At 64.9% G+C, this 15,660-nt stretch carries 14 protein-coding genes; 8 read left to right on the forward strand and 6 right to left on the reverse strand.

Annotated elements, in window-relative coordinates; translation table 11 throughout:
• Positions 1 to 71: 71 nt before the first annotated feature.
• Both KCG44_RS02245 and KCG44_RS02250 read right to left on the reverse strand, forming a co-directional pair.
• Positions 72 to 839: a PEP-CTERM sorting domain-containing protein gene (locus tag KCG44_RS02245; RefSeq protein ID WP_218443944.1), complete on the reverse strand. Its 768-nt coding sequence runs from the start codon at positions 837 to 839 to the stop codon at positions 72 to 74.
• 157 nt (positions 840 to 996) lie between these two features.
• The gene (locus tag KCG44_RS02250; protein WP_218443945.1) at positions 997 to 2,403 is read right to left on the reverse strand and encodes a cryptochrome/photolyase family protein; all 1,407 of its coding nucleotides are present in this window, start codon (positions 2,401 to 2,403) and stop codon (positions 997 to 999) included.
• A 46-nt stretch (positions 2,404 to 2,449) separates the two neighbouring features.
• On the opposite strand from KCG44_RS02250, the gene KCG44_RS02255 reads away from it, so the two are divergent.
• Complete coding sequence (locus KCG44_RS02255) at positions 2,450 to 3,319, forward strand: D-amino-acid transaminase (RefSeq protein ID WP_218443946.1); 870 nt, start codon at positions 2,450 to 2,452, stop codon at positions 3,317 to 3,319.
• Between the two features lie 4 nt (positions 3,320 to 3,323).
• On the opposite strand, the gene KCG44_RS02260 is transcribed toward KCG44_RS02255, so the two are convergent.
• Positions 3,324 to 5,504 (reverse strand): primosomal protein N', encoded by a 2,181-nt coding sequence (locus KCG44_RS02260; protein ID WP_218443947.1) that lies wholly within the window; start codon positions 5,502 to 5,504, stop codon positions 3,324 to 3,326.
• A 299-nt stretch (positions 5,505 to 5,803) separates the two neighbouring features.
• Between KCG44_RS02260 and fsa the strand changes: the two genes are divergently transcribed.
• From fsa to KCG44_RS02275, 3 genes are all read left to right on the forward strand, one after another.
• Positions 5,804 to 6,457: a fructose-6-phosphate aldolase gene (gene fsa / locus KCG44_RS02265; protein WP_218443949.1), complete on the forward strand. Its 654-nt coding sequence runs from the start codon at positions 5,804 to 5,806 to the stop codon at positions 6,455 to 6,457.
• Positions 6,458 to 6,543: 86 nt separating this feature from the next.
• The gene (locus KCG44_RS02270; RefSeq protein WP_218443950.1) at positions 6,544 to 7,110 is read left to right on the forward strand and encodes a GAF domain-containing protein; all 567 of its coding nucleotides are present in this window, start codon (positions 6,544 to 6,546) and stop codon (positions 7,108 to 7,110) included.
• A complete protein-coding gene (locus tag KCG44_RS02275) occupies positions 7,089 to 8,018 on the forward strand; it encodes a tyrosine recombinase XerC (RefSeq protein ID WP_218443951.1) in 930 nt (309 codons plus the stop codon). Before KCG44_RS02270 ends, KCG44_RS02275 begins: the two co-directional genes overlap by 22 nt.
• 39 nt (positions 8,019 to 8,057) lie before the next feature.
• Here KCG44_RS02275 and KCG44_RS02280 read toward each other — a convergent pair whose 3' ends face one another.
• On the reverse strand, positions 8,058 to 8,606 hold the full coding sequence (locus tag KCG44_RS02280; RefSeq protein WP_218443952.1) for an SH3 domain-containing protein: 549 nt from the start codon (positions 8,604 to 8,606) through the stop codon (positions 8,058 to 8,060).
• Positions 8,607 to 8,694: 88 nt separating this feature from the next.
• On the opposite strand from KCG44_RS02280, the gene KCG44_RS02285 reads away from it, so the two are divergent.
• From KCG44_RS02285 to KCG44_RS02300, 4 genes are all read left to right on the forward strand, one after another.
• Positions 8,695 to 9,690, forward strand: coding sequence for a 2-hydroxyacid dehydrogenase (locus tag KCG44_RS02285; RefSeq protein WP_218443953.1), 996 nt, complete (start codon positions 8,695 to 8,697; stop codon positions 9,688 to 9,690).
• Positions 9,691 to 9,725: 35 nt separating this feature from the next.
• Entirely contained in the window at positions 9,726 to 10,583 is an 858-nt protein-coding gene (locus tag KCG44_RS02290) for a hypothetical protein (RefSeq protein WP_218443955.1), read from the forward strand.
• A gap of 91 nt (positions 10,584 to 10,674) precedes the next feature.
• The gene (locus KCG44_RS02295) at positions 10,675 to 11,457 is read left to right on the forward strand and encodes an SDR family oxidoreductase (RefSeq protein WP_218443956.1); all 783 of its coding nucleotides are present in this window, start codon (positions 10,675 to 10,677) and stop codon (positions 11,455 to 11,457) included.
• 56 nt (positions 11,458 to 11,513) lie between these two features.
• A complete protein-coding gene (locus tag KCG44_RS02300) occupies positions 11,514 to 12,320 on the forward strand; it encodes an SDR family NAD(P)-dependent oxidoreductase (RefSeq protein WP_218443957.1) in 807 nt (268 codons plus the stop codon).
• 35 nt (positions 12,321 to 12,355) lie between these two features.
• Here the strand turns inward: KCG44_RS02300 and recJ are convergent, their stop codons facing one another.
• Entirely contained in the window at positions 12,356 to 14,131 is a 1,776-nt protein-coding gene (gene recJ / locus KCG44_RS02305; protein ID WP_218443958.1) for a single-stranded-DNA-specific exonuclease RecJ, read from the reverse strand.
• Positions 14,132 to 14,289: 158 nt separating this feature from the next.
• On the reverse strand, positions 14,290 to 15,567 hold the full coding sequence (locus KCG44_RS02310; protein WP_218443959.1) for an N-succinylarginine dihydrolase: 1,278 nt from the start codon (positions 15,565 to 15,567) through the stop codon (positions 14,290 to 14,292).
• Between the last annotated feature and the right edge of the window lie 93 nt (positions 15,568 to 15,660).

Below are 15,660 nucleotides of genomic sequence, written 5' to 3' on the forward strand. Positions count from 1 at the left end.
ATAACAAAAAGGAGCCGCAGCCATGTCGCCGCGACCCCTTTTTCGTTGGCTTCAGTCTTGATCCAGACGCGTCAGGCCGTCTTGCGGCGGCGCAGGCCGAGACCCGCCAGGCCGAGACCGAACAGCGCAATCGCTGCGGGTGCAGGGACTGCAACGGCGTCGCTTACAAAGGCAAGACCGCCGCCGTTGGAGATGCCGGTGTCGCCAATTTCCGTGATGGACGCCGTCAGGGCGTCGATCAGATACAGGAAGCTATCCTGATCACCCTTTGCATAAAGATTGCCGGTCGCCATGTCGTAAGCGAGGCCAGCCTGATCGAAATTGACCCCCGTATTGCCGATCGGCGACCAGATATCCGCAAAGATGTCGTAACGCAGCAGGTCGCCGCCATCGGCAAGCCCGAAAACGCCTCCCGCGCCGTCATAGGCCAGTCCTTCGACATCCTGTCCCGGGCTGGCGAGAGAGGATTTGGTGTCGAAATTGCCCGTGTCGATCGTGAAGAAGCTGCCGTTGATCGCGCCCCAAAGCGTATTGGTTACGGGATCGTAGGCCATGCCCTCGGCGGAGGCGTCGCCCACGACAGTCGAACCCGATCCATCGGCGTTGATATCGGCGGTATCCGCCCAGATCGTACCGAAGAGAGAATCATTATCCGCGCCCGGCGCAAGACCGACGGTGGAACCTGTCACGCCGGATGTTCCGACGTTGGTCGCGGCACCCGTGTCCGTGTCGAGAACATAAAGGCCTTCGGAATTTCCATCCTCGCTGAAATACAGCGTCGCACTAACAGGCGCGGCCAGGAAAGCCATCGCAGCGATTGTGGTGGTGGTCAGACGCATGAATCTATATCCTCAAGAATTTCGAGTAGGTTACGAATTATGTAAAGCAAAAACCGGGCCATATAAATTTTCCCCTGTTTTTACATCTAGATAATTGGTGAGGACTATTTTTACCGGCATAAAAGTGTAAAATATACCGACATAATGGCCGCCGCTTTCAGGATTTCGCGCGGCGATATGCGGCAAGAGCGCGTTCCCGTGCCGCCCCGTGGTTCACGACGGGCTCGGGGTAAGTATCGCCAAGCGTGACGCCCGCCGCCGCGAGCGCCTCGTCATCCGCTTCCCAGGGGATGTGGATGTTCTCATCGGATAGCCCGGAAAGTTCCGGCACCCATTCACGGATATAGCCCGCCGATTCCCATTTCGGGCTTTGCGACTTGGGATTCATCATGCGGTGGAACGGGTGCGAATCGATACCACTGCCCGCGCTCCACTGCCAATTCTGCGCGTTCGAGCCGTAATCGGCGTCAACCAGGCAATCCCAGAACCAGCGCTCCCCCTCCTGCCAGCGGATCAGCAGGTGTTTGATGAGGAACTGCGCCGCGATCATGCGCACGCGGTTGTGCATCCAGCCCGTCGCCCATAGCTGGCGCATACCGGCATCAACGATGGGATACCCCGTCCGGCCGGTCTGCCACGCCTTCAGATGCGCCTTGCCCTCCGATGTGCGCAGGTCGGTCCAGTCGAGTTTCCGAAACTGGTCGCGGCCGGGCGTGTCGCCATAATTCGGAAAGGTGAGGATCGTCTGCGCGCAGAAATCGCGCCATGCGAGTTCGGACAGGAAGGTCTCAACCGTCTGCCACTGGCGGTTCTTCGCGACGACGTGCCAAACCTTCGCAGGACTGATTTCGCCCATGTGCAGATGCGGGCTGAGGCGGCTGGTCAGATCTTCCGATGGCAGGTTTCGCCCGTCCGCATAGTCCGCCACGCGGTCCGCGAAATCATGCAGCCGCGCGGACGCGCCCGCCTCACCCGGTGTCCATTCGTCAAAACCGGTTGACCAGTCGGGATCGGTGGGCAGCAGGTCCCAGTCATCAAGGTCATCGCTGCCGGGCCATGTATCGGGTGCGTCCATCCGGGCGGGGCGGCGCTGCGGTTCCGGCGGCGGCAGCACCTCCTGCAGCGCGCGCCAGAACGGCGTGAAGATCTTGTAAAGACTGCCGGCCTTTGTCGTCACCGTGCCGGGTTCCGCCAGCAGGCGGCCGGGATGCAGTTGCAGGTCCAGCCGTTCCGCCAGCATCTCCTGCTGGTCCTTCCACCATGGTTCGTGATGATCGATGGCATGGACCGTCTCGATACCGAGTTTATCCGCCAGGGCGCCGATTTTCACGGATGCCTCGCCCCGCAGCAGGATGAGCTTCAGGCCCTTTTCCCGCAGGTCGGCGGACAGGCTTCTCAGGCTGTGATGCAGCCACCAGCGCTGCGCCCCGCCCATTTTCCAGTCGCCTGCGGACTGGTCGTCCAGAACATAGACCGGGATCACCGGACCTGCGCTGGCGGCGGCGCGGACAGCGGCCTGATCCGATAGCCGCAGATCTTCACGAAACCAGATGATAGACGTCATATTTTCCTCTAGGCTTTCGTCAAAGAACTCGTCTCTGGAGCAAGGGTTGCCCCGCATCGCCTATACCAATGGTCGCATCCGGCCCATGCCCGCCGCGTCCGTCAGCATCAATGACCGCGCCTATCTATTCGGCGACGGCGTCTACGAAGTCGCGGCGATTTACAATCGCAGGCTGTTCGACTGGCAACTGAACCTCGACAGGCTGGCGCGTAGCCTTGAGGAGCTGCGGCTAGGCGCGCCGATGAGCGATGCCGCGCTGACCATCTCCGCCCGGCGCCTGATCGCGAAATCCAGAGTGCGCGACGGCCTGCTCTACATACAGGTCACCAGGGGCGCGGCCCCGCGGGATCATGCCTTTCCCGAAAGGGCCACGCCCGGCCTGACGATGGTCGCCAAACCCTATGATTTCGCGGCGAAGGCGGCGCTGCAGAAAACAGGCGTGGCCGCGGTCACCGTGCCGGACGAACGCTGGGCCCGGCGCGATATCAAATCGGTGGCCCTGCTGGCGAATGTACTGGCGAAACAGGCCGCCAAAGAAGCGGGCGCGTTCGAGGCGATCATGATTGCCCCGGACGGCACGGTGACAGAGGGCAGTTCGACGACGCTCTGGATGGTCGCGAGGGACGGCAGGCTGATGACCCGCCCCTTGACCAATGATGTCCTGCCCGGGTCGCGGCGGCGGCGGCTGGCGGCACTTCTGTCGGACGAGGCCGTGGGTTTCGAGGAAGATGTCTATAGTCTGGATGACGCCAGGGCCGCCCGCGAGCTGTTCCTGACCTCGACCAGCGGGCCGGTCATGCCCGTTACATCACTTGACGGGGCGCCCGTCGGCGACGGAAAACCGGGCCCTGTCGCCATGAAGGCCTGCGCGCTGATGTGGCAGGAAATCGAGCGCCAGACGGGATGGCGTACCTAGCGCCCTAAACGAAACTATAGGGATCGATGTCCACCGTCAGACGGACCGCGCGCGGAATGTCCACCTTGGCCAGCCATTCGCCCAGCACGGCATCAAGGTCGACGCGGCGGGCAGCGTGGGCAAGCAGCCGGTGGCGATACCGGCCGCGCAACAGCGCCAGCGGCGCGGGCGCGGGGCCAAGAACAAGGAAATCCTCCAGATCGCGCGGCGCGGCGCGGCCAAGCGCCTGCGCGGTGCGGGCGACTTCCTGTTCGTCCGGGCCTGACACGATGAGCGCGGCGAGGCGGCCAAAAGGCGGCATGGCGGCATCACGGCGCGCCTCGATCTCCGCTTCGTAGAAGCCAGCGGCGTCGGCACGGACGAGGGCGTCGATAACGGTTGCTTCGGGCTGGTGCGTCTGAATGAGGACCTGGCCCGGTTTCGAGCCGCGCCCGGCGCGCCCGGCAACCTGTACGATCTGCTGGAAACTGCGCTCGCCCGCGCGGAGGTCGCCGCCCTTCAGCGCAAGATCGGCGTCGACCACCCCCACCAGCGTCAGGTCGGGGAAATGATATCCCTTCGTCACGAGCTGCGTGCCGATCAATATATCGATCTCCCGCGCCTCGACGGCGTCGACCAGCGCCCGCGCCTTTGCCGGGGAGCCAATCGTGTCCGACGTCGCAAGAAGCGTGCGTGCCTCGGGAAACAGCGCGGAGACTTCCTCGGCGATACGCTCCACACCGGGGCCGCACGGCACCAGCGTGTCGGGCTCGCCGCACTCCGGGCACAGGGTGGGTGTTGGCTCTGTCAGGCCGCAATGATGGCACATCAGCCGCTGGGTCAGGCGGTGCTCGACCAGCCATGCCGAGCAGTTCGGACACTCGATGCGCGTTCCGCAATGGCGGCAGAGCGTCAGCGGCGCATAGCCGCGGCGGTTAAGGAACAACAGCGACTGTTCGCCGCGTTCCAGCGTTTCGGCCATCGCTTTCACCAGCGGCGGCGCGAGCCAGTGCTGCCGCGGCGGCTGGTTGACGCGCAGGTCGATGACGGAAATATCGGGCATCGTCGCGCCGCCGTAGCGGGACGGCAGGATAAGCTCCCGGTAGGTACCGCGCTCCGCCTGCACCTGGGTTTCCAGGGGCGGGGTGGCTGTCGCAAGCACCACCGGAATTTTCTCCAGCTTGCCGCGCATGACGGCCACGTCGCGGGCATGGTAGAGGACGCCCTCTTCCTGCTTGAAACTCTGCTCGTGCGCCTCGTCGACGACGATCAGGCGCAGATTCGGATAGGGCAGGAACAGCGCCGAGCGCGCGCCGACGGTCAGCCGCGCCTCGCCCCTGGCAATGGCGCGCCACGCCGCGCGGCGTTCCGACATTCTGAGGTCGCTGTGCCAGCCGACCGGGCGCACGCCGAAGCGCGCCTCGACACGGCGCATCAGCGGTTCGGTAAGCGCAATTTCCGGCAGCAGGATGAGTGCCTGCCCGCCCATTTCGAGAGCTTTGGCGACGGCCTCCAAATAGGTTTCCGTTTTCCCCGATCCCGTCACGCCGTGCAGCAGGAACGGCGCGAACTGGCGGGCGGCGACCGCATCGATCATCTCGCCCGCCGCCGCCGCCTGTTCCGGCGCCAGCGTCGCGGGCGCAAAGGCGGGGTCAGGCAAGGGGGGCGGCCGGTCCGCAGGCAGGGTGACAGGCGCGATAAACCCCGCATTCACGAGGCCGCGAATGACGCCGTCCGATACGTCCGCCCATGCCGCCAGTTCCCGCACGGCACCCTGCCTGCCGGGAAGCCTATCGAACACCTGCCGCCGCTGCGGCGTCAGGCGCACAGGCATTTCGCCGGTCAGGCGGTACTCCGTCATCGTGCGCGCGCCGTCCAGCGCGGATGGCATGGGCATCGCCATGCGCAGCACGGCAGACGGCGATGCGTAATAATAGCGCGCGGTCCACTCGATCAGGCGGCGCAGGCGCTCGGGTATGGGCGGTGCGTCCCAAGCGCCATTGATGGGGCGCAGCTTCGCCGCGTCGACCTCCTGCGCCGGGAGACGCTCCGTCTCCCACACCACGCCATTAATTTCGCGCGGACCGAGCGGCAGGCGCACGATGGTGCCCGGGTCTGCGGAACATCCGTCTCTTGGCCTGTAGTCCAAGACGGGCAGGGCGGCGTTCAAGGTGAGAACGCGCAGTCGGGAGGGCCGTCTGGACATCGCCGCAGATATAGGACCCCGCGCGGCCCACCGCCATCGCCAAACCCGCCCTGGACCACGACCCGGCATATGAATACCGCCGCGCACAGGCCGCTCGCGGCGCAGCCGGAGCGAAACCACCGGCCGGGAGGCAGCCGCGATACGCGTGGACCCGCAATCGGCGAAGGGTCCCGCCCTCATCAGCGCGCCGACGCTGCCGGGCGAACGCTCTACCCTTGCCCCCGAGACGCTGGACGCTGCGGGGGCGGACCCGCTAAGGCACGGGTAAATCTACGCTCCATCAGGAAAGACCCGCTGCCATGAAATTCTTCGTCGATACCGCTGAAATCGCTGACATCGCGGAAATGGCCGATCTCGGCCTGTGCGACGGGGTCACCACGAACCCCAGCCTGATCCACAAATCCGGCCGCGACTTTCTGGAAGTGATCGCGGAAATCGCCGGAATGGTCGAGGGGCCTGTATCCGCGGAGGTGGTCGCGGAGGATCATGCCGCGCAGATGCGCGAGGCCGACAAGCTGCTGACGCTTGGCGACAATATCGCGATTAAATGCCCGCTGACGCTGGACGGGCTCAAGACGACGAAAGCGCTCGCCGGGAACGGCGTGGCGGTGAATGTCACGCTGTGCTTTTCGGCGAATCAGGCCCTTCTGGCGGCGAAGGCGGGCGCGGCGTTCATCTCGCCCTTCGTCGGTCGCCATGACGATATCGGCTATGACGGTATGAACCTGATCAACGATATCCGCATCATCTATGACAATTACGGTTTCGAGACGGAAATTCTGGTCGCCAGCGTGCGGCATCCCATCCACATATTGGAGTCCGCCAAGATTGCCGCCGACATTGTCACGGCCCCGGCAAAAGTCCTGAAAGCGCTGGCGAGCCATCCGCTGACGGACAAGGGCCTGGCGGCATTTACGGCGGACTGGGCGAAGACCGGCCAGAGCATCGTCTGACGGCACACGCGTCCGGCATGCCTTTAACCCCTCGCTAAGCCTGTTCGATGGCACCGCCTTAATGCGGAACGGGCATATTCCGGCGCATGAACGTCATCGATTTCGATTCGGGCGCAAAGCGCATTCTGGATGAACGATCCGCCGCACTGGCGGGCCGTCAGGAAGCGTTATCGCATTATGCGGCAGGGGCCTCGGCGGCCAGCGAAGCCGTGCAGGACGCCGTGCTTTCCCTGATGGCGGCGAATGGTCTGCCGGAAATCATCCGTACGGTGACGTTTGAATGGCCCGTAGAACTTGGCGTCGATATGGTCGCGCTTGCGCTTGCGGCGCATGATGAGGGCTTCCGGGCAGGCCCGGGCGGAATTCAGCGCCTGCCCGCCCGCCGTGTGCGCGCCTGGTATGAGGGCAGCGGCGGCGCTACCGTGATCCGCAGTGTCCAGGACGGAACCTCCATGTTCGGCGATGCCGGAGAGGGCGTGAAGACCATCGGGCTGGCACCGCTGACGCTGGTCGCACCGCTGGGTTACGGTGTCCTTGCGCTCGGCGCGAGAACGCATTGCGCGCCAGAGGCGATGGAGGGAACGCAGTTTCTGGACTTTCTCGCCGCGGCGCTTTCGCGCAAGATCGGCACATGCCTGATGCGCCGCCCCTAGCCCCCAGCGAAAAGATCGCGACCGCCCTCGCGCGGGACTGGTACGCGGCGCTTGAACATAATGAGCGACGATCGCCGCACACGCTGCGCGCCTATCAGGCGACGATCGCACGGTTTTTCGTGTTCCTGCAGATGCATTTCGGCGCAGAGATCAGTGCGAACATGCTGGGCGCGCTGCGCGTCACGGACTTTCGCGCCTACCTTGCGCACCGCCGCGCCGAAGCGCTGTCGAACCGCAGCATGGCACGGGAAGTGGCGGCGCTGCGGTCGTTTTTCCGCTGGGCCAAGCGCGCACGCGGACTGGACTGTCCGGCGATCAGGACGTTGACGGCGCCAAGGATACAGCGGCGGATGCCGCGCCCGCTCGCGCCGACAGAGGCGATGGGCGTCGCGGAGGTCGCGGAGGATGCACGCTGGCAGGATCTGCGCGATGCGGCGGTCCTGCTGCTGCTGTACGGCGCGGGCCTGCGCATATCGGAGGCCCTGACCCTGACCCCGGGCGCGCTGTCGCAGGAGACACTGCGCGTCACGGGCAAGGGCGGGAAAGTGCGGCAGGTGCCGCTGCTGCCGCGGGTTCTGCACGCCATCAACGCCTATCGCGAGACCTGCCCACATGATTTGACGACCGATGCACCGCTGTTTCGCGGCGCGCGCGGCGGTCCGCTATCGGCGGGAATTGTCCGCAAGACCATGCGCCGCGCGCGCGTTGCGCTTGGCCTACCCGCCAGTGCCACGCCGCATACCCTGCGGCACAGTTTCGCCACCCACCTGCTGGCGCGCGGTGCGGATCTGCGCGCGATCCAGGAACTGCTCGGTCACGCCAGCCTGTCGTCGACGCAAATCTATACCGAAGTGGACGCGGCACAACTGCTCGATATCTATCGCAATGCGCATCCACGGGCGGAATGAGCCTTGGCGCCGCGCGGCGCCACCGCCCACACCGCCGAGCTAATTGATCACTTCATCCTTGTAGACGCCCCACAGGTCCAGGCTTTTGACGAAGCCCGCGCGGCCGTCGGTCTGAATGCGGCACCAGCCGGCTTCGCAAAGCTGTACACGCGAGACGACACCCGGCTCCGCGCGCCAGACGGCGGGTGCGGTGTCTTCCGGCCGGGCGCGGACGGTCGTGACCTTGCCAACGATCATGCCGGTGCGCGCGCCGGACAGCATGGCCTTGTCCATCCAGCCCTCCTCACCATCGGGATCGCGGACCTTGCGATGAATGCCCCACTCGTCGATCACTTCGAGCGGCAACCCCTTGCGCACATAAAGCCACTTCGCCGGATATTCCCGGCCCGGCCCCGCGCGCATGCGGGCCTTGTTCGTTCCAAGGGAGACGAATCGCGGCATCGGCAGACCGGAACGTCCGCGCTCCGCCTCGGCGCTCTGCGCTGCGGCGGGCGCCGTGCCAAGCGGCGGGGCAATGCCGACAAGGCCAAGGACGAGGCCAAGAGAACCAATCGCGATGGCGAGGCTGGAGAAAAAGCGAATCATCATGCCATTGTTTTGAATCCAGACGTGCCCGCCCGCAAGACCAAAGCGGCTCGCTTGACCGCATCCCGGCGGGGCCGTAGCGCTAATTGGCATGTCAGAAGCGCGTCCCGCCCGTCCAAAGGTTTTCGTCACCCGCCGCCTGCCGGATGTCACCGAAACGCGCATGCGAGAATTGTTCGACGTCGATCTGCGTGACGCGGACAGGGCGCTGTCCCGGGCGGAAATGTCCGCCGGGATCGCCGACTGCGATGTTTTCGTGCCCACCGTCTCCGACGAGATCGACGCGGATGTGATCGCATCGGCAGGCAACCGGCTGAAACTCATCGCAAATTTCGGTGTCGGCGTCGATCATATCGATCTGCGGGCCGCGCATGAGCGGAGCATTCCCGTGACCAACACGCCCGGTGTGCTGACCGACGACACGGCCGATATGACCATGGCCCTGCTGCTGGCGACGGTCCGCCGCATGCGTGCAGGTGAAACCAGTCTGCGCGAGGGCAGCTGGGATGGCTGGTCGCCGACATCGCTGCGCGGAACACGCATTGGCGGCAAGGCGCTGGGTATTGTCGGCATGGGCCGCATTGGCCGCGCGGTCGCCGCCCGCGCGCGCGCCTTCGGGATGGATGTGCACTATCACAATCGCCGCCGGCTCCCTGACGGCGTGGAAAGTGCCTATGGCGCGACATGGTGGGACGATCTCGATTCCATGTTGCCGGAGGTCGATGTGCTGTCGATCCACTGCCCCCTGACGCCGGACACCGACGGCCTGTTCGATGCGAAGCGCCTGTCGAAACTGGGCAGCCATGTCTATCTGATCAACACCGCCCGCGGCGAGATCATCGACGAGGCCGCATTGGCCGAGGCGCTTGCCGCGGGGAGACTGGCGGGCGCGGGCCTGGATGTATTCGCGGACGAACCGCGCGTGCCGGAGGCACTGAAGTCGCTCGATAATGTTACCCTGCTGCCGCACATGGGCTCAGCCACATTCGAGGGGCGGCGGCAGATGGGCGACAAGGTCATCACCAACATTCGCGCCTGGTCCGATGGCCACCGTCCGCCCGATCAGGTATTGGAGGGCTGGGCATAGCTGCCGCCCCGTCCCGCAATTGGAAAGGCACGCCAATGTTGAAATATCTTCCGCTCGTCTTTCTTTGTGCCGCCTGCGCGTCTGAAGCCGAAAATCCGGACGAGGCCGGTCCGTCACAAACACCGTCTTATGCGACCCAGAAAAGCGCGCCGTCGCCTGACTATCGCGCCTTGCTTGACGAGCCTGCGCGTTCGGCGGGAGGCTGGCAGGTGCGTGAGGCCAGCGTGCCTGCGCCGCCCGATGCCAAGGCGATCGGCGAGACCTGGATCGACAGGCTTGAGGCGCGTGAAGCGCTGCTTGGCTATGGGCTTGCCGGGAAAGGGCCCGACGGCCCGGTCAACCTTATCGATACCGGCCTTACCGAAGCGGAGTTCACGCGCTGGACGGCAGAGAATGGCTGGCAGGTGCCGGATCATATCCGCTGGAGCTTCGTACCGGAAATGAACCTGCCGCGCGTCAGCGAAGCGGCAAAGGCCGCCATCCGGGTCTGGCCTGCGTCGACCAGCCGAACCGGCGCGCAGCATGAGGCGCTGTTCGATGGCCGTGTCGAAATGCGTGACGGCTGCTTTTTTGTCGGCGAGTCCGGCAAGCCGGTCGACAGGCTCGCATGGTTTCATGCCGAAATCGGCCTTGATGTCGACGGGGAGGGATTCCTCATCCTGCGTAACCGGGTCAGCGGCCAGACGCTCGCGCGGATCGGCGAAGACATGAACTGGGGCGGCCCCGCGACGGCGCAGATCGACCCCGCGGCGAAGCGCGCGCTTCTGGATGCCTGCGGTCCTGGCGAAATCTATGTCGCCGGGTCCCCCGAGGCGAGCGAGCGTTTTTTGATGCAATATCCGCATCTAAGAGAGGATCAGGTCCCTCCGGCGGCGCCATCGCCGCAGCAATGACGCGATTGCCCTATCCAATCGCGGAGAGGCGGCGCCGCACATCACGGCCTAGTCCCATCTGCATATCCATTCATGAACAGGAGACACGATAATGAAACTTGAAGGTATGTCCGCCGTCGTGACCGGCGGTGCGTCCGGTCTTGGCTTCGCAACCGCGAAGCTGCTTGCCGATCACGGCGTCAATGTCGCCATTTTCGACATGAACGAGGAAAAGGGCAATGCCGCCGCCGCCGATCATGGCTTCACCTTCTGCAACGTCAATGTGACAAGTGACGAGAGCGTCGATGCGGGGTTTGCCAAGGCCCGCGAAGCCAATGGCCAGGAGCGCATCCTGATCAACTGCGCCGGGACGGGCAATGCCTTCAAGACCGCCAGCCGCTCGAAATCCGATGGCAGCATCAAGCACTTCCCCATCGAGGCATTCGACATGATCATTCAGATCAATCTGGTCGGCACGTTCCGCTGCATCGCGAAATCCGCGGCGGGCATGCTGACGCTGGACGCCATGGGCGAACATAATGAGCGCGGCGCCATCGTGAACACGGCATCTGTCGCTGCCGAGGATGGCCAGATGGGCCAGGCGGCCTATTCGGCATCCAAGGGCGGCGTCGTCGGCATGACCCTACCGATCGCACGCGACCTGATGTCGGAGGGCATTCGCGTGAACACCATTCTGCCCGGCATTTTCGATACGCCGCTGATGCAGGGTGCGCCGCCGCAGGTGAAAGACGCGCTCGCCGCCTCCGTCCCCTTCCCCAAGCGCCTGGGCAACCCGGAAGAATATGCGTCGCTGGCCATCGAAATGTGCCGCAACAGCTACTTTAACGGCGAGGATGTGCGCATCGACGGTGCCATTCGTATGGCGCCGCGTTGATCTGACGAGAAGCCCCCCGCCTTCCGGGGAGGGGAGCGGCGAAGGAGCGCCATCACATGCCCAATCCGCAATTTTCGCCCGAAGGCCGGGTCGCCATCGTCACGGGCGGCGCGAACGGCATCGGACTGGCGCTGGCCCGCGAATTGAAGGCGCGCGGCGCCAGGCATGTCGCTCTCGCCGATATGGACGAAGCCGCGCTGCAGGTGGCGGCTGACGAAATCGGCGGGCTCGCCTTCGCCATTGATATTTCGGACGAGAATGCCGTGAAGGCGATGGTGGCGGACGTCGAGGCGGCCGCCGGTGCCATCGGTCTTTACTGCGCAAATGCCGGTATTGGCGGCGGCGCGGACCCCGATCCCGATGACCCATCGTCAGCATCGCTGGAAACCTTCGAGCGGGCGCTGTCCGTCAATGCCATCGCGCATATCGTGGCGGCAAAGGCGATGATGCCGCTGTTCCGGGCCCGTCGATCGGGCTGGTTTCTGAATACGATCAGCGCGGCGGGCCTGCTCAGCCAGATCGGCAGCGCACCCTATTCGGTTTCAAAACATGCCGCGATCGGCTTTGCGGAATCGCTCGCCTACACGGTACGTGATCAGGGCATTGGCGTTTCCATCCTGTGTCCGCAGGCGGTGCGGACGGCGATGATCGGCGAAAATCCCGATGAGGAACTGAAAGGCGGCGCAAATGTGGACGGAATCATGGAGCCCGAGGACGTGGCGGCGCTGACTCTCGAAGCCATGCAGCGCGGCGATTTCCTGATCACGCCGCATGCGCAGGTGCGGGGCTACATGCAGGCAAAGGCAGCAAATTATGAACGCTGGATCGGCGGTATGGCAAAGCTGCGGCGGCGGGTGACCTGAGCGGGGGCTGGCGTGATGCCAGAGGTTTTTAGCGCCTACCCATCCAGGAACGCGGCATCCTCGACATGCAGTTCGGCGCGCGGTGTCGCGTTCCAGTCGTCCCGCTTCACCCGCCCGGCGACCACCATCCGGCGACCTTTCGCACCCAGCAGCGCCGCGCCGAGCGGCGTATCCTCGCTACGAAAGGCGATGCCCTTCACCCGTTTGCCATCCGCGCCTGCAAAAACCGCGCGGACGTGGCCGGTGCCGACCACCGACACATCGACGATCGTCACCGGCCCGGCAGCGACACGCGGTGCGGGCCAGCCCATGCCGTAAGGCCCCGCACTTTCCAGCAGCTCGGCAAGATCCGGCGTCAGACCGCCGGGGGCCAGCGCCAGGTCGAGCTCCAGACTGCGCTCCGTCTGTGCGGCGGTGACCTGCCCCTCCAGCCGCGCGCACAAAAATTCCGCCAGCCGGGGGACGTCCGGTCCCGCCACGGTCAGACCTGCGGCCATCGCATGACCGCCGCCCGCCGAAATCAGGCCCGCATCCTTTGCCGCCAGAATGGCCGCGCCCAGATCAACGCCGGGAATCGATCGTCCGGAGCCCTTACCGACGCCGTCCGCGTCAATCCCGATCACGATGGCGGGCGTGCCGGTACGGTCCTTCACCCGGCTGGCGGCGATGCCGATAACGCCGGGATGCCAGCCATCGCCCGCAACGACGGCGACGGGCATGTTCCTTGCGCGTTCTGCGGCGGCGACCGCCTGCTCGGTCACATCCGCCTCGATCGCGCGGCGTTCCTGGTTCAGGCGGTTGAGCTCCTCCGCAATGCCTTCGCAGGCATCATCGTCCATGCCCGACAGCAACCGCACGCCAAGATCGGCCTGGCCCACGCGCCCCCCCGCATTGATGCGCGGGCCAAGCGCGAAGCCAAGATCGCTCGCAATGGGCGCCCGCTCCAGACCCGCCGCCGCCGTCAGCGCCGCAAGGCCGCGATTGCCGCGACGCGCCATCACCTTCAGGCCCTGCGAAACAAAGGCGCGGTTGAGACCGGTGAGCGGCACGACATCGGCGACCGTGCCCAGCGCAACGAGATCCAGCAGCGCGAGCGGGTTGGGTTCTTTGCTGCCGGCGAACGCGCCGCGCGTTCTCAGTTCGCGTTGCACCGCGACGGCCAGTAGAAACGCCATCCCGACCGCGGCAAGATGACCGTAGCTCTTCGCCTCATGCCCCTCATCCATGCGGTTCGGATTGACGAGCGCGATAGCAGGCGGGAGCGATGTCGACGCCTTGTGATGATCGACGATGATGACATCCAGCCCGGCGTCTTTCGCGGCCTCCAGCGCCTCGAACCCCTGCGTGCCGCAGTCGACACAAATGACAAGGTCCGCGCCGCCTTCTTTCAGTTTTACCAGAGCATCGGCGCTCGGTCCGTACCCCTCCAGCAGACGGTCGGGAATATAATGGCCGGGCGCGCCGCCGCATGCCGTCAGATGCCGGATCAGGACGGCGGCGCTGGTCGCGCCATCAACATCATAGTCGCCAAAAATGACGATCCGCTCGCCCCGCTGGATCGCGTCCGCCGTCCGTGCGGCGGCGGCGTCCATATCGACGAAAATGCTGGGATCCGGCAGCATGTCGCGCATTGTCGGCGCGCGCAGCAGTTCAATGTCTTCAGGCGCGGCCCCGCGCGCCAGAAAGAGCTTCCGCACCAGTTCATCATTGCCCAGCGCCTGCGCGCCCGTCGCCTCTGCGGAGGTGCCGCCGCGCCAATGCCAGGCGCGGCCCATGACGGATTTTGTGATGCCAAAAACGGGAGTTATCATGCGGGCAGTCTTAGGCGCGTTCGGGCGCGAAGGGAATCTGCGTTCGCGCCTCTGCCCACAAGAAGCTTCGCGTGCCGGACTATGGTGATGCGATGACAGGAATCCGATCATCCTGAGCGATTTTGATCGGTTGCGTAGAATTTTTGGGGAATAGGGAGCTACCCCAGCCCCAATTCCGCCTTCAGCGCCGCACGCGCGGCCCACGCGGCCTGCCACAGATCCGGGCTCGCAAGATCGGCGGGCGCGATTTCCTCTGGCCAATGCGTTTCGACAAGCCGCTCCAGCCGATCCGCCTTGGCCTCATCCAGCAGGAAACGGTCATCAATGGCCGCACAGGCGGCCTCCGACACGGCAACGCGCAGGCGCAGGCAGGCCGGGCCACCGCCATTGCGCATGGATTCGCGCACATCGATGAAATGCGCCTGATGAATGGGGCCATTGCCGCCCACATTCGCGTCCAGCCACGATTTCACACGTGGATTTTCTTCGCACTCCGTTGGCAGGATCAGGCTCATCTGGCCGTGCGGCAGCGTGACCAGCTGCGAATTAAAGAGATAGGAGGATATCGCATCCTCCAGGCTGACCTGATTTGCCGGAACCTCGACGATGGCGACACCGTCAACCCGGCGCTCGACCTCCTCATACAGCCATTTGCGGTCATCGAACGCCTGTTCATGGGCAAAGAGCACCGTTTCATTGGCGACGGCGACGACGTCATTGTGAAATGCCCCCGCCTCGATGGCGACGGTTGATTGCGCGGTAAAGATCGCGTCCGCGACGCCGTGCTTGCGCATGACCGCCTCCGATGCGCGGCGCGACTGACGCGCCGGGAAGCGGCCGCCGCGATCCTCGCCGTACACCTGGATTTCGACACCTGCCTCGCCATGGGAGGGGGCAAGGCGCATGAAGTTCGCCGCACCCTCATCGCCGAAATGCGGCGGGACAGGATCGTGCACCGCAAAGTGCGTCCTGTCCGCAAATATCACCGCCAGCTGATTCGCGGTTTCCCGCCATTCAAGCGTGCGGTGCGTCATCGCCGACAGGTTTGCCGGCGTCACATGCACGCGGCCATCCGCCGTATCCGCAGCGGCCGACACGGTGGCCGCATTGGCCGTCCACATCGCCGAGGCGCTGAGCGCGTTGCGGAACAGCGCCGGATCCTCCGCATGCGCCGCGGCGCAGACCTCTGCATCGCCGCCCGTGAAGCCCATACCGCGCAACCAGTCGACATTGGGACGCTGATGCGGCAGGAAAAATCCCTGTTTCAGGCCCAGCGATGTCAGCAAGCGCATTTTCCGCAGCCCCTGTAGCGCCGCCGCACGCGGGCGCGCGGTGTTTCCGGCGTTGGTCGCGCTGGCCAGATTGCCAAGACTGAGACCGGCATAATTATGGGTAGGCCCGATCAGGCCGTCGAAGTTGATCTCGTGGATGGTCATACGGCGACCTCTACCCGAGCGTCGGCCAAGGTTCCAGTACCAGGCAGGCAGTATGACCGCGCGATTTGCTACGCCGCGCGCTAGGTGCTAGGC

The organism is Pacificimonas pallii, assembly GCF_019204005.1.
Taxonomy (GTDB): Bacteria; Pseudomonadota; Alphaproteobacteria; order Sphingomonadales; family Sphingomonadaceae; genus Pacificimonas; species Pacificimonas pallii.